The organism is Paenibacillus sp. GQ49, assembly GCF_059759055.1.
The window spans coordinates 1-19,477 of the sequence record NZ_JCAXEL010000025.1 but is presented as its reverse complement, the minus strand read 5'-3'; the positions used below and the strand labels follow the sequence as shown (position 1 = coordinate 19,477).

Sequence of the window (19,477 nt, the reverse complement as noted above, 5' to 3'; positions counted from 1 at the left end):
ATGAGATCATTCTCAGGCAGTTTGACTGAAGAGCAGGTTCAAGTGGTTTTTATCTGTTTCCGATTACACTGTTTGAGGTTTCTCAAAACAGGATTGATATCTTGTCATCGTCCATCCAGCACACTTGCAGCATCCATACGGCTTGTCCATATACGTACAAGTCCGTCTTTCCCGTCTCCGGTTATTCCGCAGCGTGTGAAAAGGCGGGCTTTTTGCTTTTTTACCATGCGATTGGAAGAGCATGTGAGCTTCTGTGCGGAGGGCATTCAGGGGGAAGAATTACAATGCAATTGTTAAAAGACAAGGTAAGACAGGAAGGTATCGTCCTGTCCGAGCAAGTACTCAAAGTGGATTCGTTCCTGAACCACCAGATGGACCCGGTTTTGATGAAGGAAGTGGGTAAGGAATTCATTCGCCGCTTTGAAGGTGAGAATATCACACGTGTGCTGACAATTGAGTCGTCAGGGATCGCACCGGGCATCATGACGGCGTTGGAGCTGAACGTGCCGCTCATCTTTGCACGGAAACAGAAGTCGCTCACACTGACGGAAGACATTCTAGTGGAGAAGGTCTACTCCTTCACGAAGCAGGAGACGAATGAAATTACCGTTGCCAAGAAGTTCATGAAGCCTGGGGATCGGGTGTTGATCATTGATGATTTTCTGGCGAATGGTGAAGCAGCATTTGGTCTGGCTCGAATTGTGGAGCAGGTTGGAGCCGAAGTGGTCGGTATCGGTATTGTTATTGAAAAAGCATTCCAGCCGGGAGGTCGCTTGCTGAAAGAAGCAGGATACCGTGTGGAATCGCTGGTTCGCATCGGGGCACTGTCGGATGGACAGGTTACATTTGCGGACGAGGAGGGCACGAACTAATATGGCACGCGAACGTATTTTTCAACGGCATCGGCATCCAATCAAAACGTTCTCCCTCGGACTACAGCACGTGCTTGCGATGTATGCAGGAGCTGTCGTTGTCCCATTGATCGTTAGTAACGCATTGGGTTTTACACAGGAACAACTAACCTATCTCATTGCCATTGACCTGCTCGCATGTGGTGTGGCTACATTGCTTCAGGTATGGGGAAATAAATATTTCGGCGTAGGCCTGCCTGTCATGCTCGGCTGTGCATTCCAGGCCGTGTCTCCGATGATCCTAATCGGGATGAACAGTGGAGTATCTGCCATTTACGGAGCGATTATTGCCTCAGGGCTATTTGTATTGATCTTCTCCGGAATCTTTGGGAAGCTTATTCGGCTCTTTCCACCAGTGGTTACGGGTTCGGTGGTTACAATCATCGGTTTGACCTTGATTCCGGTTGCTTTCCACGATCTGGGCGGCGGCCAGGGATCAGAAGATTTCGGCAGCGGAGTTAATCTTATGCTCGGTTTCGGCGTGCTGCTCTTTATCATTTTAATGACTCGATTCACTACAGGTTTTATTCGTTCCATCTCGGTACTGATTGGTCTGCTGGCAGGTACGGTGGCAGCAGGGTTCATGGGTGAAGTTAATTTTGCACCTATTCGCGATGCAAGTTGGTTCCATGTTGTTCAGCCGTTTTACTTCGGCAGACCGACGTTTGAGATTGTACCTATTCTGACGATGATTCTGGTGGCGATTGTCAGCGTGGCCGAGTCCACAGGTGTATTTATGGCTCTTGGCAAAATCCTGGACAAGGACTTGTCCTCCAAGGATCTGGCCCGTGGTTATCGTGCGGAAGGTCTGGCTATAGTGTTAGGCGGTATTTTCAACTCATTCCCGTATACAACGTATTCGCAAAATGTAGGACTGGTACAGATGACACGTGTGAAGACACGTGATGTCATTGTGGTGGCTGGTGGAATCCTGGTGGTCATTGGATTTGTACCCAAAATTGCAGCCCTCGCACAGCTCGTTCCAGGGGCAGTACTTGGCGGAGCCATGGTGGCCTTGTTTGGCATGGTGGTATCATCAGGCATTCGGATTATCGGCAGTCAGGTCGATCTGAACCGACATGAGAATCTGTTTGTCATCGCTTGTTCTGTAGGTATGGGGCTTGGGGTTACCGTTGTGCCTGAGTTGTTCGCAGGTGCACCGGCTTGGGCTCAGATTATGCTCGGTAACGGTATCATTGCAGGCAGTTTCACAGCGATCTTCATGAACCTGCTGTTTAACGGTCTGGGTACCAAGGAAACAGCCGCCAAAATGGCTGAACAACAGGCAGATGCCATCCTTGGAGAGACGGGCAAGTCAGCTTAATTAGCCGAAGTAGGCCAGGCTTATCATCCAGCAGGATTGTTATGTTAACTGTTATAAATAGACGATTCACAAGATAAATACTGAATCAGGTTAATCATGGTGATATACAGCGTGAATGATTTATGACATACATCATTTATGCTATGAATATTCAATCACATGAACAAATGAAAGAGACACTTTTAGATGCGAAACACCGAAGATACAGACTCAACAGAGTCGTGTCTTCGGTGTTTTTTTATTTTATTTATCATCAGCATAGCGTCCAATGTGCCGCTGTACAGGAACAATACGGGAACAAGACCTTATGCCGGATGTAAGAAGTTATTCACCTAATTCGATGGCAAGCCATGTTGTATGAAGGATAGACTGTTATCATGCACGGGGATATACACCCACGAGATAAGCGATCCAATCGCTTTTTGATTACATAACAATAATTTCACTGGGAGGAACGATGAATTATCAACCTGTATTAAAACAAGATCGAATGAAGTTTCTGGATTTGTTTCGAGGGTTTTCCTTGATAGGTCTACCTTTCGTAAATATATTGGCATTGTGGGTTATGTTGAAGCCGGATACTCGTGTAGATTTTTGGATCCAACGAGCATTATATTTTTTGGTGGAGGCACGTTTTTACGATATCTTCTGTTTTTTATTTGGCCTTGGATTTTATCTTTTTCTAAGCCGGTCAGCTGCCAAAGGTCAAACCAAGCTGTTTCTCTATATCCGCAGGATGCTTATTTTATTAGCGCTGGGATATATTCATCAACAGTATCAGTCTGGAGAAGCTTTATTTCTTTATGCCATCATAGGGCTGGTTGTCATTCCGTTATATTGGGCACCTCGAACTGTGAATTTGGTGATCGGTGTGGTGGGATTTATTGCAGCCGCCGCGATAGGTGTCAAAATGCTAACGATTCCTTTTTTAATTATACTGGGATTGTCTGCAGGCCAATATCAACTGATGGAGAAGATCCAGAAAGGACTTCCGTATCTGGGCAGAATCTGGTTCATCTCATTCATCGCTTCTATTGTGGGGATCGGTATCATGTGGTGGATTGCTCCTACGGATGCGATGAGTCCATTTCTATACGAAGTGATTGGTGCGAGCCTGCCTGCCGCTGAGCAAGCCAATATGGATGCCGCTTTTCGATTAGAACATATCGGTGTGGCGATTGGTCCGGTGGTATCCATCTTTTATCTAAGTACATTACTGAGATTGAACCAGAACATGACCTTTGCCAAAATGTTAAGTCCCCTGCATGCATTCGGACGAATGGCCCTGACCAATTATATTGCACAGACCATCATTTTGTTGGTGGTATACCAACTCATATTTGCAGATGCTGCTGTATCGTATACGGTGTCTACCCTTGTGTGCATTGGCATGGTTATTGTACAAGTCATCGCGAGTAATCTGTGGATGCGCTGGTTCCAGTATGGGCCGCTGGAATGGGTATGGAGATGTGGTACCTATCTAAGTTTCATTCCGATCCGTAAAAAGCATTCTGAGCCACGTGTTCATGACACAAGGGCTAGAGGTTGACTCGTTTCCCTCGTTATAATCAAAGACGATCCACATCCGGTTGAACGGAAATGGATCGTCTTTTCTTTTTGGAACACGTATACCTTCTGCCTGAAGTTACAGATGACGTAACTGTTTCTCTGCAAAATCGCCAACCCACGGCAGTTTTAGCCATTTCCCCTGCAGGCTGGTAACGACCATAATAAGCCAGACCACTACACCAAGCAGGGATAACAGCGATGCCACCAGTGGTCCGAACAACGGAAGGAAAGTTGATAATACATGCCCGACCATAATGATGCCAAAGACCGTTACAGATTGCAGCGCATGGAATAGCACAAACCGGCTCCGCTTCTCCACAGCGAGAAAGACAATTCCTCCTACAAAGGTAAACAGATAACAAAGCATGCCAGAAATATTTTCATCCAGACCGCTAGATGATTTCATGGGGGACATCCGGTCCAGCCTCCTTTGACCTTTTTAACTAGGTTATGAGGGAGGTGGACAGAACTGAACCGATGAATTTATTTGCCTATAATAGGATGGAGTGAAAGAACAGTCAAAAACATGAAACAGGGACAGGATCAGCTGAGTTACAGCATGATCTGCCCCAGTCCGGATGAAGAATTCGGTACTTCTAACAAAAATAATCACTACCCACCCTGAAACTGTCTGCGTGGGCTGTCGATCTTGCCTTTTTTATCGGTGTCGTTTTCTTTGGGAACCAAACGTTCATCGGTTCTTCCTTCATGATGATTATCAAATGCATATTCGGTCAGTTTCCATTCCGACTTGCCTAGAACGGGGTCAGCCGGGAAGTGTTGCCCCCGGTGCAGATGTTCCTCACGTCCGGCTTCGTTAATGTAAACTCCGTCTACTTCCACCTTTTCATGCGAAAGGGGCAGCATATCCTGTTCTTTGCGGTCCATGAGACGACGCCTCCTTTGGATACCAGTAATTTAACTGTATGGGTTGTCCGTGATAATATCCCCCGAATAGTTCAGTGTTATGCTGGATATATTAATTCCGTATAGAATGGCGGCATTCATAACATATGATTCGGAATTAAACTTTTTGGGCATGAAAACCGTTATATTTATTAGAGGAAATCGTCAAGTCGTAAGATACTTCCGAATATGCTACAATAAGATTATGATTCATTCCGAATCATATCGGGTATTTATAGTGTCAGGTACTTGCTTTCTAGCGAGGTTCCCGACCTAAAGCTTGCTTTAAGCCGCGCACACAACTTCATGGATGGCATTTAAGACTTATTCGGCATTCTCTAAACGGAGCATTCACTTTCAACGTTTTGGGAGGGAATTACAATGGCAACGAAAGGTCACAATGAGGTCAAAGAAAGTTTGAGGGAAATGACTCGGATTTTCCGTCCTAAAGATCCAAAAAAATTCGTGAAGGAGTACGTGAGAAAATACCGGATTACGGGTGGATACGAGGAAGAATTGACTTCTGTGGTGGAGCATGAGCTTGTCAAGATGGATTCTTCCGTGTCCTGAAACAACACACAACTCTGATTATACTGTTCCGATAATGAATAGAACCGTCTCCCGGGCGATAAGCTCCGGCAGGCGGTTTTTTTTGCGTTCCTGTTGCATATATATGGGAGTACACCTACAGCGGGAAGGATGAATGCATGTGGACCCTATTTTGAAAACCAAAGAAGAGATTGGCTACATGCGGGAAGCTGGACGAATTTTGCGAAGTTGTCACCAGCATATTGAGCAGTGGATGATCCCCGGTATCACGACAGCAGAGATTAATGAGCGGGTGGAAGAGTTTCTGGCAGCACGAGGAGCCACACCGGAGCAAAAAGGGTACAAAGGATATCCGTACGCGACGTGTGCCTCTGTTAATGAAGTGGTTTGCCACGGATTTCCTGGGGAAGAGGAGCTGGCGAGCGGGGATGTAGTGACCATCGATATGGTGGTGAACAAAGACGGCTGGCTTGCTGACTCGGCCTGGACATATGGAATTGGCGAAACAAGCAGATCCATTCGCAAGCTGATGAGACGAACGGAGAAGGCCCTTGAGCGGGCGATTGCCCAGGCAGTTCCAGGAAATACACTCGGAGATATTGGAAGTGCCATTGAACGAACAGCCAGGTTGCATCGGTACGGTATTGTGAAGCCTCTCATTGGTCATGGAATTGGTCAATATATTCATGAACCCCCAAATGTGTTGCCTTATGGCAAACGCAGAACGGGCACGATGCTGACAGAAGGCATGGTTATTACGATTGAACCAATCTTTACAAAAGGCAGTTCCGGGGCCGTTGTGTGGGATGAAGATGGATGGACGGTAAGGACGGTAGATGGCAGCTGGGGGGTCCAGTATGAGCATACGGTTGCGATTACTGGGAATGGCCCCTTGATTCTGACCGATGGCACGTGAGATGAAGTCAGTGAAGAAGAGGACTTGAGTTGAACTTTCTCCGACATGCTCCATGCTGTTTTGAGCTTGAAGATAGCGGTATGGAGCGATTGGCATGTCTTCTGAATGGATATGGAAGAGGTTTTCCATAAATTCTGATCTTTTTTTTGCATAATAACACATGTTTTCAATGTGAGAAAAATCACCAATAAATCGAGTTTTATCACCGAAATTTGGCAAAAATTTTCAAATGTAGAGTGTAATACTTTTAACTGAAATCGTTTGCAAATCAAGTTGCAGAGCGGTTTTTTACATAAAGTGAACAATTTGTGAACATGTGTCCAAAGATTGACAAAATCATACCCTCAACTTATATTTAATAAGTGATTGAAGCATATAGAATGAATTGGAAGAATGCGCAGACATGCCCTGAGCAGGAAATCACGGGAGTACTGGAAGCGTTATTTTTGTAAGCGTTCTGTATGATGAAGAGGATTATGCGTATCGTGCTGAAACGTACCTTTTGTTGCCTTTCTACCGAACGACAACGGTAATCTACGAAAACGTAAAAAAGTGGGGTAGATCAATGATGAAACAGTGGCAGGTTGCAAAGCGAATTCTCCCCTTGCTGGCGGTGTTCTCTTTGCTGCTATCCGCATGCGGGCGGGAAGACTTGTCGGTAATGAAACCTCAGGGTCCTGTAGCGCAAGGCCAATATGATCTGATGAAGTTATCCATCGCGATTATGATCGTGGTGCTCATCATTGTATTCGCCATAGCGGCCTATGTTCTGATCCGGTTTCGTAGACGAGCCGGGCAGACTGAGATGCCCGAACAGGTTGAGGGTAATTTCAAGCTGGAAGTAATATGGACAGCCATTCCGTTATTGCTGGTTATTGTTCTGGCAGTACCGACGGTCCAAACGATTTTTGCCCAAGGCGAAGATCTGTCCAATGACAAAAATGCACTTAAGGTCCAAGTCACCTCGCATCAGTACTGGTGGGAATTCACTTATCCTCAATATGACGTAACCACCGCTCAAGATCTCATCATCCCGACCGGAACAAAAATCGCATTCGAATTAAAAACCGCTGACGTGCTTCACTCCTTCTGGGTGCCGTCACTTGCGGGCAAAATGGACACAAACCCGGATGGAACACTTAACAAGTTCAGTTTCTCTGCACCGAATGAAGGCGTTTACCGCGGTAAATGTGCCGAATTATGTGGCAGATCGCATGCTTTCATGGAGTTTAAGGTAAAAGCAGTGAGTCAGGAATCCTTTGACAGATGGGTGAACCAGATGAAAGCACCCGCAGTCCTTCCTGAAGACACTCAATTGGCCGAAAAGTTCAAAACAAACTGCCTTTCTTGCCACGCTGTTGGTGATCAAGGTGGACCGGTTGCACCTAACCTGACGGGAATCGGCGGCAAGGAATCTGTCGCAGGCATTTTGCTGAATTCTCGCGAGGGACAGGAAGAAGGTAGTCCGGTGCTGGATAACATGAAAGAATGGCTCCATGATCCACAATCCGTGAAGCCGGGCAATACCATGCCGAATCCCAAAGATCTTGGGTTGACGGATGAAGAAATCGACGGAATTGCCGAATATCTGGCCAACTACAAATTGGACTATGAATAGAACAGCAAGGACGAAGAAGGGGGTACACAACCTTGGCTCATGCGCATAGCGTCAAGAGGTACAGGGGCTTGATGGATTGGATCACCACCGTCGATCACAAAAAAATCGCTATTCTCTATTTGGTTGCGGGTGGATTTTTCTTTGGAATCGGCGGCATTGAAGCCATTTTGATTCGGATTCAACTGATGAAGCCTATGAATGATTTTGTATCGGCACAGGTCTTCAACGAATTGATTACAATGCATGGAACAACGATGATTTTCCTTGGTGTCATGCCACTTATTTTTGCCATTATGAATGCTGTCGTGCCTTTGCAGATTGGGGCACGGGACGTTGCTTTCCCGTTTCTTAACGCGCTGGGTTTCTGGACGTTCCTGTTTGGTGGATTGTTGCTGAACCTGAGCTGGGTTATGGGCGGAGCACCGGATGCGGGCTGGACCTCATATACGCCGCTTTCGGGCAGTGAGTACAGTGGAACGCATGGTGTGGATTTCTACACCATCGGCCTTCAGATCGCGGGTCTGGGAACGCTCATCGGGGGCATTAACTTTCTCGCAACGATTATTACAATGCGTGCTCCAGGCATGTCCTACATGCGGATGCCGATGTTTACATGGACGACATTTATTACATCTGCCATTATCCTTTTTGCTTTTCCTGCCATCACGGTAGGGCTTGTACTTTTGACGTTTGACCGTATACTGGGAGCGAATTTCTTCGATGTAGCAGGTGGCGGTAACCCGGTACTCTGGCAGCACATCTTCTGGATCTTCGGGCACCCGGAAGTATACATTCTGATTTTGCCGGCATTTGGTATCATATCGGAGGTTATCCCGACCTTCTCGCGTAAAAGGTTGTTTGGATACAGCTCCATGGTATTTGCCACCATCCTGATTGCCTTCCTGGGCTTCATGGTATGGGCGCATCACATGTTTACAACAGGTCTGGGTAATGTAGCCAACGCGCTTTTCTCCATCTCCACGATGTTGATTGCCGTACCTACCGGGATCAAAATCTTTAACTGGCTCTTTACGATGTGGGGTGGACAGATCCGCTTTACAGCGGCAAATCTGTTTGCTGTTGGATTCGTTCCAACCTTCGTTATGGGTGGCGTTACAGGCGTCATGCTGGCATCTGCTCCAGCGGATTTCCAGTTCCATGATACGTACTTTGTTGTAGCCCACTTTCACTACGTTATTGTAGGGGGACTGGTGCTCGGCTTGTTCTCGGGACTGCATTACTGGTGGCCGAAGATGTTCGGACGTATTCTGAGTGAAACACTGGGCAAATGGACGTTCTGGACATTTATGATCGGTTTCCAATTAACGTTCTTTGTACAGCATTTCCTCGGTCTGATGGGGATGCAGCGCCGGATCGTTACATACTTGCCGAATCAGGACTTTGACCTGCTCAATCTGGTCAGCTCCGTCGGTGCGTTTCTAATGGGTGTTGGGGTTATCATGTTCCTCGTGAACATCGTAATCACAATGAGAAAACCGGCTGGCGCGCCAAACGATCCGTGGGAAGATGGCCGTACACTGGAATGGTCTATTCCATCTCCGCCGCCGGAATATAACTTCAAGCAGACGCCGCTGGTACGCGGAATTGATGCATATTGGAAGGAAAAAATGGCAGGACATACGGAGATGACACCGGCAGAACCTGTAGGTTCGATTCATATGCCTTCAGCAACGCCGTTGCCGTTTGTAATGTCAGTAGGTATCTTTATCGCCGGACTTGGCTTGATGTTCAGCAAGGATGAATTTGGTAATGCATTTATGAATGTCATTTTTAACAATTATATTGTAGTTATTATTGGTCTCGTAATCACATTTGGCGCAATGGCACTTCGTTCACTTTATGATGATCATGGCTGGCATATTGAACCGGAGGATCAGGATGAGAAGGGGGCTAGAACATGACAACCTCACATGCCGAACCGGTGAACGACAAATTGCCACATGAACCGGAGAAAGCAACGCTGGAAGGCCGTAACAAGCTTATCGCCTTCTGGTTGTTCCTTGGCGGCGAGACGGTACTGTTCGGTACACTCTTTGCTACCTTCCTGGCTCTTCGTGGCCAAACCAATGATGGACCTACGGCGAATGAACTGTTCCACCTGCCACTTGTGGCCGCTGCAACGTTTATTCTCCTGGTCAGTAGTTTGACAAGTGTATTTGCGATTCAGGCCATGCATAAGGGCAAGCGAGATGCATTGGCGTTGTGGCTTGGCATCACGGTAGTACTGGGTATGGGATTTCTCGCACTGGAAATTTACGAGTTCTACGAGTATGTGAAACATAAAGAATTTGGCATGACCACGAGTGCATTCAGTTCAGCATTCTATACACTGGTCGGGTTCCACGGAGCCCACGTTGCTTTTGGTATTGTGTGGATCGGAATCATTATCGGTCAGCTGTTCAAAAAAGGATTGACGGTCGTAACCGCACCTAAAGTATACGTCTCCGCAATGTACTGGCACTTTATTGACGTGGTCTGGGTGTTCATCTTTACGGTCGTGTACCTGCTCGGAAAGGTGGGGTAGCACATGTCGGCACAGGATAAGACAGATCAACAGCCTGTGAAACACCGTCACCGGACGGAAGGGCCACAGAAACACGTCGTGGTGTTTATCTTCTCCATTATTCTCACGCTGATTGCGTTTGCGGCGGCTTCTGCCGGAGGGGTCAACACAACCTTTATCATTATTATTTTGCTCGTCATGGCTATTCTTCAAGTATTCGTTCAATTGGGTTATTGGATGCACTTGAAGGACAAAGGGCACTTGATGCCGATTCTGTTCATGGCCTTTGGCTTTTTTGTAGCCTTTACGTGCATCATTATGGCACTCTATTGGGTCTGGTGGTAAAAGAGATGGCGGCGGCGCATTGCCGCCGTCTTTTCCCCTTTTTGGCGAATGAATCTTCACAAAGTAATGAAGGCAACAACCAAATCAGGTCACGGGGAGGTTTCCCGTATGCTCGGGTTGCAATATTTTAGCTTCAACGACTTATGGAGTCCGCTTATATTGGCTTTATTTCTGATCATTGCTGCGGCTTATTTGGTGCTTGTGGGACCGTTAAGCGAGCAAATAAAGGATGCAGAACCTGCGACTGCTGCACAGAAAATCATGTTTATCACAGGGCTGTTTGTCCTGTATCTGGCTCAAGCTGGACCATTTAATTTGCTTGGTCACGTGATGTTTAGCTTCCACATGGTGAGCATGGCGTTCTCCTATCTGGTAGCCCCACCGCTGATGATGAAAGGCTTGCCGATCTGGGTATGGCGCAGAATCGTACGCTGGTTGCCTACACGCCAGCTATCGTTCCTGGCTCATCCAATCGTTGCGGCAGTGCTCTTTAACGGGCTGTTCTCGCTGTATCACTTACCGATTGTACATGATTACGTCATGCTGAATTTTACCGTTCACCGGTTGTATTATATTGCATTGTTCATCACCTCGATGCTCATGTGGTGGACATTGCTGAATCCATTGCCAGAAGGCAGACAAGCATCGGGGTTATCCAAGATCGGTTTTATTTTTCTGAATATGGTACTGCTCACGCCTGCGTGTGGATTGATTATTTTTGCGGCCGAGCCGTTGTATCAAACGTACAGCAACCCGGCAGTATGGGCTGAAGCAATGCGGTATTGTGTGTCTGGAGATTCTACGGCGTTACTTCGCTCATTCGGTGGGCCTGCGTTCTTCAACTTCCTGTCTTCTGCGAAAGAAGATCAGCAGGTCGGTGGCATTGTCATGAAGTTTATTCAGGAAGGAATCTTTGCCTCCATGCTGGCCTATGTCTTTTTCCAATGGTATCGGAAAGAGAAGCAGGAAGATGATGATGATACGTATCCTGCAGGGGGCGCAGGGGGGCCGCTCAATCCGGCTGCCAAATAATGAAGTAATGTTCTGACAAGAGGGGGAACACACGATGGATATGTATTTTTGGCTACCAACGATCAGTACTTCTTTCATTGTGATTAGTGCAGTACTGGTGGGGATTGGATGGGTACTGATTATTCGGGGTAAACGTGAGGCTCATCAGTCCGCCATGGTAGCAGGTGCGATTGCAGCTCTAATCTTCTTTGTGATCTATATGTCTCGTACAGTGTTCGTGGGTAATACGGCTTGGGGCGGGGACCCGGATCTGGAGATCTTTTATCGGATATTTCTGATCTTTCATATTATCCTCGCTACCGTGGCAGCGATATTCGGCATCTCCACACTGGTGCTGGGTTTCAAAAAGAAGTTCGGAACACATCGCCGCTGGGGCAAGTTCACGTCCATGATCTGGTTTGGATCAGCGCTAACAGGTGTTGTCGTGTATGTTCTTTTATATCTCTTATATCCTGGTGGTCATACACGTCCGGTATGGGAAGTTATCCTCGGCGTATAAAAGTATAGATATAACCTCCGGCTACTCGGGCGTGCGTCACTATAACCTTCTGAAAATATGAAAATGGACGAATCTAATAGACGATTCGTCCACGCTTCCTCTCTCATTCATTCATAGGATGAGTTCGAGAGGGGGAAACAAAATGACAAAAACAGTCAATGTCAGTCAAACGTATCCACGTCTTACCGTGTATTCCGAAGAGAACTACAGAGGGAGAAGCCGCATTTATCGTGGCAATACGGGGCTCCGCAACCTTGACAATATTTTGGATGGGGTGGAGAGCCTGCGCTTTTTCTCAACAAGTTCGAATGCAACGCTGGTTGTGTTTACGCGTCCTAACTTTCAAGGTGGATTCCGTGTCTTCCGTGGCAACACCAACTTGAGAGATTTGGATGATCTGATCCGTGGCAATGATGTGGAATCCTTGATCTCCACCAATCAACGGTTAACGCTGGCTCAGATTCGCGCAATCCGCAGGGATCGCAGTCTGCCTAGTGGCTACAACCTCGTTTAATCGTAAGGCCTCTTCTTCTAACAGGTGCTAGAGAGCGGCAAAGGGCTGTACCCGAATTGTGTTTACACAATAACGGGTACAGCCCTTCTTTTGTGATTGGGGAATGATGTTTAATCCCCGCCACCCCCACTGTCTCCGCCGCCACTATCTCCACTGCTGTCATTGCTGCTACCACTATCGCTGTTGTGATGAGAATGTGTGTCTGATGAAGAATCCGACTCATGATGTTTGTGATCCGGTGTGTGTCTGGAATGTCGATCATAGGAGTCATCTCCTGTAATGACCGGATATCCCGAAGCAGAGTCGGTATAACCGTTGTTACGGCGGATGCGGTGTCTGCCTTTTTTGGCAGAATGACGATGAGGCTCATCCCGGAGGACCAACCATATTACGACGATAAGGAAAAGGAGGACAAATCCGATCTCTACCAGCCAATCCATAGCTGTAACCTTCCTTTCTTTGATTCGTTACTATAATTTATTTTAACGTAAATTGGTACTGTGTCCCATCCCGTTTTCCTGATTCAGGAAAATTAGGGGTTGACGGGATGAGAAATAGGTCTGTATACTGTGTATATTGATATATACAGTAAACACAGTGAACACAGTAAGCAAGATGAGTGAGTGAAAGGTGAAAGGCAGGCATGCATATGAACGAATGGAAGCAGGCGTGGTGGTTGACCCGTAGCCAGACGAGTAAGGATAAGCTCCAATGGCTATGGTCTGCAATATTCATGATATACACTGGCGGCATGAGCGGTGTGATGTTAGTAGGACAACAACAGACAGATTTCATTAATCCAGTAGTGGATTCCTTCTTTTTGATTATGTTGCCATTTCAAGGGTTTATGTTCTGCAGGCGCTCCTTCCGTTACATACACGAAGATTCTTATACGCAGATGCTGGCCTACTATCGCAGAATCCCCATCCCTGAACAAGTGGTGATGTGGTCCAGGCTACAGCAGTCTCTGATGGCGTTTACGTACAATGGAATCTTTTTCTACGGATCGTTATACGTGGTTAACCTTCATGCCGAAGGATTCCGATGGGATCAGTATCTGGCCTTTAGCCTTACCTGTACAGGTTATGGCCTATTGGTAACAGGATTCTATATTTACGGAGAGTTTCTGAACAGTGGCAAGAAATACTTGCTTCTCAGTACGCTTTTTATACCCATCGCCATTGGCATATCCATACTGATTCGAATGTCAGGCAGTTACGGCTTGCGGATTGTGATGGATGGAAGTAAATCATGGGGGCTGCTTTCCCCGATCATGTGGATTTCTCTGGTAGCTGGCGTAGCGGGATTATGGCTGTCTAGTCGTTTTACGCTGAAGAAGCTGGTTCATCGGGATTTGAATTAAAATGAGAATTGAGCTTATGTACGAATACAGGATGAAACCGGCACGGTCAGGTAACAGACTGGAGTGTACCGGAGGGCGAGGTGCAAGATGTGAAAATACCCATTCAAATTAATGAAAATAGCGCTGAACCTTTATACCACCAAATTGAAAATCAGTTAAGATCGTTAATTATTACGGGTCAGTTGGGGGAGGGAACACATTTGCCGTCCATTCGTGAGTTCGCCGGAGCACTGAATTGCAGTGTTATTACGGTTAGACGGGTCTATCAGGATCTGGAGAATGAAGGCTTGCTTCGTACGAAGCAGGGGACAGGTACATTTGTGGCCCAAGTAGAAGCCGGCGACAGAGAAAATTATAGATTAAAGGCCGCACAAGAAGCGATGCAGGCAGCGGTGCAGTCTGGGAAATCGGTAGGCTGTACGGAAGAAGAGATGGAGAGCCTGTTCCGGGAAGTCCTGAAGGCTATTTACGTGAAGTAGGGAGTGATTCATACGTGGAACCCATAGCAATCCAGTTGAATGGCGTATCCAAAATGCGAAAACGCAGAGTTATTGGCCCAATTGATCTGACCATCCCGGAAGGGTATATAGTGGCTATTCTCGGTCACAACGGTTCAGGCAAAAGCACTCTTCTTAACATGTTGCAGCAAGTGGTGCTGCCAGATGCTGGGCAGATTATATGGTTTGGTCAGGAACATGATGGGCCACTTCCCATTGAACTGAGACAACAGATTGGTTTTGTGGCAGATAACGCTGGTGTGGAAGAGAACCGGATAACAGCACAAGAAGCAGCCCATTTCCGGGCGTACTGGTACCCACGTTGGGATATGAAGTTGTTTGACCAACTGATTCAGGATATGGAAGTACCTGTTGATGTGAAGCTGAACAAGATGTCCAAGGGAGAACGGCGCAAATTTGAGATTGCAGCTGCAATTGCAGCTCGCCCAAGACTATTACTTTTGGATGAGCCTTCATCAGGACTGGACCCCTTTGCCTGGAAAGTGATGGTTGAGCAGTTCCGTACCTTCATGGCGGGGGGAGACACCACGATTCTGATTGCCACACATATTGCGGACGAAGTCAAAAGGCTTGCGGATTACATCGTATTGATGCACCGTGGTCAGTCACTGGGGATGGCTGAGAAAGATATGGTGCTCGATCAGTGGAAGGAAGTCTGGTATGAAGGAGACTTAAGGCCAGAGAGTATCCCCGGTGTTGTTGAATCTTCTTTGGAAGAGGGAGGTCTGGTTCGCGTAATTACAACCCGGGTCAGCGAAGCGCAGGAAAGGCTGGAGCTGTCGAATAACCGAGTATTGAAAATCCGTAACTTGGAATTGGATGAAGTGCTGGCATTCTGGATTGCCGGGTATGCACCCGTACAGTGGAAATAACCGAAGGGAGACGATAAATGATGAACCGATTGGAATTGAAGCAAGTCGTCAAGCAATATGCAGACAAAACAGCCGTTAATGGAGTCACGCTCAATGTAAAAGAGGGGGAGATTTACGGACTGCTCGGAGCCAATGGTGCAGGTAAAACAACAACAATGCGCATGGTGCTCGGACTGATTCACCCGGACGGAGGGAATATCCTGTACAACGGCAAGCCCTATAATACGGAGCTGCAACAGATTATGGGTTATCTTCCGGAAGAGCGCGGATTGTACCCGAAGGTGAAAGTCAGCGAACAGATTAATTACCTGGCACGACTTCGTGGCATGAATGGCAAGGACGCAGATCAGAGCCTCAAGTACTGGCTGAATCGGTTTGAGGTACCTGAGTATTACGATAAGAAGATTGAGGAGTTATCCAAAGGTAATCAGCAGAAAATGGGCTTTATCGCTGCTGTGGTGCATAGACCGCAGATTCTCATTCTGGATGAAGCGTTCAGTGGACTGGATCCTGTGAACGTGGAATTACTCAAGTCCACCGTCAAAGAATTGCGTGACGAAGGTACAGCAATCCTGTTCTCAACACACCGTATGGAGCACGTTGAAGAGTTGTGTCGTCAGATTACTATTCTGCATCGTTCCAACACGGTCGTACAAGGAGAGATCAAGGAGATCAAGAGTCGGTATCCGCGTGAACAGGTATTCCTGGGTACGATTGGTAGTGTGGAAGGACTCGAACAGTTGTCTGGTGTAAAGAAAGTCGAGCGGAATGAGCGCGGTTACCTGATACATATTAGTCAGGTGGAAGCGGCTCAAGAGATTCTGAGAACAGCCATGACCCAGACGACAGTGGAACACTTTGAACTGAAGGAACCAACGCTTAACCAAATCTTTATTCGTGAGGTAGGTGAGTCGAATGAATAAAATGGGAACGATTACGGGTTTTACATTTAAAAACAAAGTTAAAACGAAATCATTCATGGTGACGACCATTGTACTTGCACTTTTAATTTCAATCGGACTCAATGTCCCGTATTTCATTACCTTATTTAATGGGGGTTCCATTGGTGGAGCTTCAAGCAGTAATCCTGTAAATATTGGTCTTTTGAGTACAGGGCAGCCTGAAGTTTCCGAGAAACTGGAGAGCTTCTCTGCGGCTCAAGGAGATCAGGCCTATCGATTCATTGCCAGTGGTGACAAAGATGAAGTTGCTCTTGCGGCGGATGTGGAAGCAGGGCTTACCGATGGTTATCTGAAGTTTGAAGCTGTTTCCGGGCAAGAGTTCCCGCAGCCCATTCTATATTCAGCAGAAGACGTCTCACCTCATATCATTGCATCCATCGAAGCTGCATTACAGAGTGTGAAGCTGGATGTGGTTGTGAAGGATGTACTCACAGCGGAGCAGAAGGAACTGATTACAACACCTGTGAAGCTCACCGAGCAAAGTTTGAGTACAGATGAGAGCGGAGCAGGTACTGAGTCTGAAGGTGCAATGAGCCCGATTAACTATATTGTAGTGTACTTGCTGATCATCCTGCTGTTTACCTCAACGATGATGACAGGTAACATGATTGCCTCCGAGATCACAGCTGAGAAGAGCTCACGTATTATGGAGATTTTGATTACGAGTGTATCACCGCTCAGTCAGATGTTTGGTAAAATCATCGGGATTTTCATGGTGGGGATGCTGCAAATCGGGATCTTCGGAGCGGTGGTTGCCGGAAATATCTTGCTGCCGCATAACCGTGCAGTATTAGGTGATTTCAATATGAGTGTAAGTGATGTGAATATTGCGGTTATTGTGTACGGACTCATATTCTACATTCTGGGTTACTTCCTATATGCCGTGTTGTTTGCTGCCATTGGTTCAATGGTAAGCCGTACTGAAGAACTCGGTCAGGCTGTTCTGCCGATTACGATGTTGTCGCTTGTTTCCTTCTATATTGCGATCTTCAGTATTTCTACGCCGAACATTCTCTTGTTGAAAATCGCAAGCTTCATTCCATTCACGTCGCCGACCGCGATTCTGGTACGAATCGGCGCAGGAGTTGCGCCAACTTGGGAGATTCTAACGTCCTTAGCGATTCTCATCGTATCCATTATCATCTTCGGATGGCTTGCAGCCAAAATCTATCGCACAGGTGTGCTGATGTACGGTAAACGTCCGACCTTTAAGGAATTGTTCAAAGCCATGAAGGCATATAAGATCTAGGTTGAGTGTTTGAAGGGGAGGGATTGGATAAGTGCTGCTCCGTTTTGGAGTGGCACCAATTCCCATCTTTAACCGTAGTATCTAAGTATGTCTATTCTATTAAAAATTGGATTGGCAACTATATTAATAAAGGAGATTACATAATATGAAGAATTGGAAACGCATGCTCTTATCTCTTACCATCTCAGTAGGTTTGCTTGCCTCTGCAGTGCCAGCTATGGCTGCTCCACAAGGAACTTCTGTCAAGGTTAATGACCAAGCTGTGAAATATGCTACAGGAGCGCCGATCCTGGAGAAAGGTACAACATTGGTTCCACTGCGGACTACGCTGGATGCTATGGATGTGAAGCTAACAACTGCGACAGATGATACGATCACGGCTGTAGTAGATGGCAAAACGATTACACTCAAAAGCAAGCTTACACGGATCAACGGTGTAACGTATGCGCCAATCCGCATCGTTGGTGATGCAGCAGGTTACGAAGTTCGCTGGGATGCTGCAACGCGCACGGTGCTGTTGGTATCCAAAGGTGGAACAACCGAAACTGCTCAAACCGGTGGACGTGGATTCATGTGGGAAGTTGAAAGCAATGGCAACACGGTCTATCTGGTAGGGTCCATGCATATTGCGGATGAGAGCTTCTATCCATTGCGTCCGGAGTTTGAAGAAGCCTTTGCGGAAGCTGACTATCTCGGGGTAGAGATTGATATTAGCAAAGCCGCTGATGAAGATCAGCAAAAGCTGGTTCTAAGTCTGGGTTCGTATCAAGATGGAACAACACTGAAAGACCACATCTCCAGTGAAACGTATACTAAGCTGGGTGATGTATTGAAGAAAAATGGTCTGGAGTCTAACGCCTTGGATGCATTTAAGCCTTGGGTAGTAGAGAGTACACTTGCAAGTTTGAAGTCCACAACGGCAGGATACGAAGCGTCAGCAGGAGTGGATCTGTATTTCATCCAGAAAGCGATCGAGCGCAAACTTCCAGTTATTGAGTTGGAGAGTTATCAATCTCAACTTGGTATGTTTAACGACTTTTCCAAAGAAACACAAGAGGAAACACTGAAAGCGACAATCGAAAACTTCGACGTGCTGGATAACAGTGTGAAAGAAATGGCTGAGATGTGGAAAACGGGTAATGACGAGCAACTGCTTGAACTGACAAACAGCTTCTCCACTAACGAGGAATATAACAAAGCAATGCTGGTTGATCGTAACATTGGTATGGCGGACAAAATCGATGGTTACTTGAAAAACGGCAAAGGTGAGGAGTATTTCATTGTTGTTGGTGCGGCACACTACTTGGGCGATCACGGCATCGTGAAACTGCTTGAGGATAAAGGATATAAAGTAGAACGGAAATAAATATAGATTACTATAGAAGGTAACCTTTTCGTCTCGAATATAAGAGTTGAGAGGGTTACCTTCTTATTATATAGAAGAAAGACAGATTTAATAAAGAAGATCAAGCTGCAGGATAACACAATTGAACCTAAGAGTTCATTGTAGATTGCAGGTCCTCAATATGGTTAGATCGTGGATTTGATATGTTTTGAAATTAACTCTTTACAAGTGTGTGTTCTACATGGTATATTCTATTTCCGGCCAAAAAAAACACGAGATACACGGTGCGGCAAGCAAATGAAATAAGCTTCGAAAGAAACTTAAAAAAAAGAGCTTGCAAAGTTGGTTCGGACATGATATTATATAAGAGTTGCTGAAGAGAACGACATTCGGTAACGAAACAAGTTTGATCTTTGAAAACTGAACAACGAGTGAGTGAACATTCTGCTTGCAGAATGAAT

21 protein-coding genes are annotated in these 19,477 nt (G+C 46.5%); 18 read left to right on the top strand and 3 right to left on the bottom strand.

From position 1 onward, the window contains the following. Positions 1-284: 284 nt before the first annotated feature. The 3 genes from AC6CIF_RS28155 (at position 285) to AC6CIF_RS28145 (ending at position 3,784) form a co-directional block, all read left to right on the top strand. Positions 285-872 (top strand): xanthine phosphoribosyltransferase, encoded by a 588-nt coding sequence (locus AC6CIF_RS28155; protein WP_036613196.1) that lies wholly within the window; start codon positions 285-287, stop codon positions 870-872. A gap of 1 nt (position 873) precedes the next feature. Beyond that, positions 874-2,235: a nucleobase:cation symporter-2 family protein gene (locus tag AC6CIF_RS28150; RefSeq protein WP_498202382.1), complete on the top strand. Its 1,362-nt coding sequence runs from the start codon at positions 874-876 to the stop codon at positions 2,233-2,235. A 457-nt stretch (positions 2,236-2,692) separates the two neighbouring features. Next, a complete protein-coding gene (locus AC6CIF_RS28145) occupies positions 2,693-3,784 on the top strand; it encodes a DUF418 domain-containing protein (protein ID WP_498202381.1) in 1,092 nt (363 codons plus the stop codon). Between the two features lie 96 nt (positions 3,785-3,880). On the opposite strand, the gene AC6CIF_RS28140 is transcribed toward AC6CIF_RS28145, so the two are convergent. Together AC6CIF_RS28140 and AC6CIF_RS28135 are read right to left on the bottom strand one after the other, a co-directional pair. After that, positions 3,881-4,219 carry a DUF4870 domain-containing protein gene (locus tag AC6CIF_RS28140; protein ID WP_498202380.1) on the bottom strand — a complete coding sequence of 113 codons (339 nt, stop codon included), beginning with the start codon at positions 4,217-4,219 and terminating at the stop codon, positions 3,881-3,883. Between the two features lie 197 nt (positions 4,220-4,416). Then, entirely contained in the window at positions 4,417-4,692 is a 276-nt protein-coding gene (locus tag AC6CIF_RS28135) for a transposase (protein ID WP_076215507.1), read from the bottom strand. Between the two features lie 399 nt (positions 4,693-5,091). Between AC6CIF_RS28135 and AC6CIF_RS28130 the strand changes: the two genes are divergently transcribed. The 9 genes from AC6CIF_RS28130 (at position 5,092) to AC6CIF_RS28090 (ending at position 12,707) form a co-directional block, all read left to right on the top strand. Further along, positions 5,092-5,280 carry a hypothetical protein gene (locus AC6CIF_RS28130; RefSeq protein WP_017690840.1) on the top strand — a complete coding sequence of 63 codons (189 nt, stop codon included), beginning with the start codon at positions 5,092-5,094 and terminating at the stop codon, positions 5,278-5,280. Positions 5,281-5,413: 133 nt separating this feature from the next. Further along, entirely contained in the window at positions 5,414-6,175 is a 762-nt protein-coding gene (map, locus tag AC6CIF_RS28125; protein ID WP_498202379.1) for a type I methionyl aminopeptidase, read from the top strand. A gap of 565 nt (positions 6,176-6,740) precedes the next feature. Beyond that, a complete protein-coding gene (gene coxB, locus AC6CIF_RS28120) occupies positions 6,741-7,793 on the top strand; it encodes a cytochrome c oxidase subunit II (protein WP_047840266.1) in 1,053 nt (350 codons plus the stop codon). Between the two features lie 71 nt (positions 7,794-7,864). After that, entirely contained in the window at positions 7,865-9,715 is a 1,851-nt protein-coding gene (ctaD, locus tag AC6CIF_RS28115) for a cytochrome c oxidase subunit I (protein ID WP_371129104.1), read from the top strand. Further along, positions 9,712-10,338 carry a cytochrome c oxidase subunit 3 gene (locus AC6CIF_RS28110; RefSeq protein ID WP_047840264.1) on the top strand — a complete coding sequence of 209 codons (627 nt, stop codon included), beginning with the start codon at positions 9,712-9,714 and terminating at the stop codon, positions 10,336-10,338. Before ctaD ends, AC6CIF_RS28110 begins: the two co-directional genes overlap by 4 nt. A gap of 3 nt (positions 10,339-10,341) precedes the next feature. Continuing rightward, entirely contained in the window at positions 10,342-10,662 is a 321-nt protein-coding gene (locus tag AC6CIF_RS28105) for a cytochrome C oxidase subunit IV family protein (protein WP_036613178.1), read from the top strand. 108 nt (positions 10,663-10,770) lie between these two features. Further along, on the top strand, positions 10,771-11,694 hold the full coding sequence (gene ctaG, locus AC6CIF_RS28100) for a cytochrome c oxidase assembly factor CtaG (RefSeq protein ID WP_498202378.1): 924 nt from the start codon (positions 10,771-10,773) through the stop codon (positions 11,692-11,694). Positions 11,695-11,728: 34 nt separating this feature from the next. Then, positions 11,729-12,193 carry a DUF420 domain-containing protein gene (locus tag AC6CIF_RS28095; protein WP_036613174.1) on the top strand — a complete coding sequence of 155 codons (465 nt, stop codon included), beginning with the start codon at positions 11,729-11,731 and terminating at the stop codon, positions 12,191-12,193. Positions 12,194-12,335: 142 nt separating this feature from the next. Then, positions 12,336-12,707 carry a hypothetical protein gene (locus AC6CIF_RS28090; RefSeq protein WP_498202377.1) on the top strand — a complete coding sequence of 124 codons (372 nt, stop codon included), beginning with the start codon at positions 12,336-12,338 and terminating at the stop codon, positions 12,705-12,707. 110 nt (positions 12,708-12,817) lie between these two features. Here AC6CIF_RS28090 and AC6CIF_RS28085 read toward each other — a convergent pair whose 3' ends face one another. Next, positions 12,818-13,147, bottom strand: a complete 330-nt coding sequence (locus tag AC6CIF_RS28085; RefSeq protein WP_091018642.1) for a hypothetical protein — start codon at positions 13,145-13,147, stop codon at positions 12,818-12,820. Positions 13,148-13,356: 209 nt separating this feature from the next. Between AC6CIF_RS28085 and AC6CIF_RS28080 the strand changes: the two genes are divergently transcribed. The 6 genes from AC6CIF_RS28080 to AC6CIF_RS28055 all read left to right on the top strand — a co-directional run bounded on the left by AC6CIF_RS28080 (position 13,357) and on the right by AC6CIF_RS28055 (position 19,037). Then, entirely contained in the window at positions 13,357-14,070 is a 714-nt protein-coding gene (locus tag AC6CIF_RS28080; protein ID WP_076215682.1) for a hypothetical protein, read from the top strand. 89 nt (positions 14,071-14,159) lie between these two features. Beyond that, the gene (locus tag AC6CIF_RS28075; RefSeq protein ID WP_036613231.1) at positions 14,160-14,549 is read left to right on the top strand and encodes a GntR family transcriptional regulator; all 390 of its coding nucleotides are present in this window, start codon (positions 14,160-14,162) and stop codon (positions 14,547-14,549) included. Between the two features lie 14 nt (positions 14,550-14,563). Next, complete coding sequence (locus AC6CIF_RS28070) at positions 14,564-15,460, top strand: ATP-binding cassette domain-containing protein (RefSeq protein ID WP_076215484.1); 897 nt, start codon at positions 14,564-14,566, stop codon at positions 15,458-15,460. A 20-nt stretch (positions 15,461-15,480) separates the two neighbouring features. Beyond that, positions 15,481-16,383 carry an ABC transporter ATP-binding protein gene (locus AC6CIF_RS28065; protein WP_036668607.1) on the top strand — a complete coding sequence of 301 codons (903 nt, stop codon included), beginning with the start codon at positions 15,481-15,483 and terminating at the stop codon, positions 16,381-16,383. Further along, entirely contained in the window at positions 16,376-17,671 is a 1,296-nt protein-coding gene (locus tag AC6CIF_RS28060) for an ABC transporter permease (RefSeq protein WP_498202376.1), read from the top strand. The genes AC6CIF_RS28065 and AC6CIF_RS28060 overlap by 8 nt, the downstream gene beginning before the upstream one ends. A 145-nt stretch (positions 17,672-17,816) precedes the next feature. Next, complete coding sequence (locus AC6CIF_RS28055) at positions 17,817-19,037, top strand: TraB/GumN family protein (protein ID WP_498202375.1); 1,221 nt, start codon at positions 17,817-17,819, stop codon at positions 19,035-19,037. Positions 19,038-19,477 lie beyond the last annotated feature (440 nt).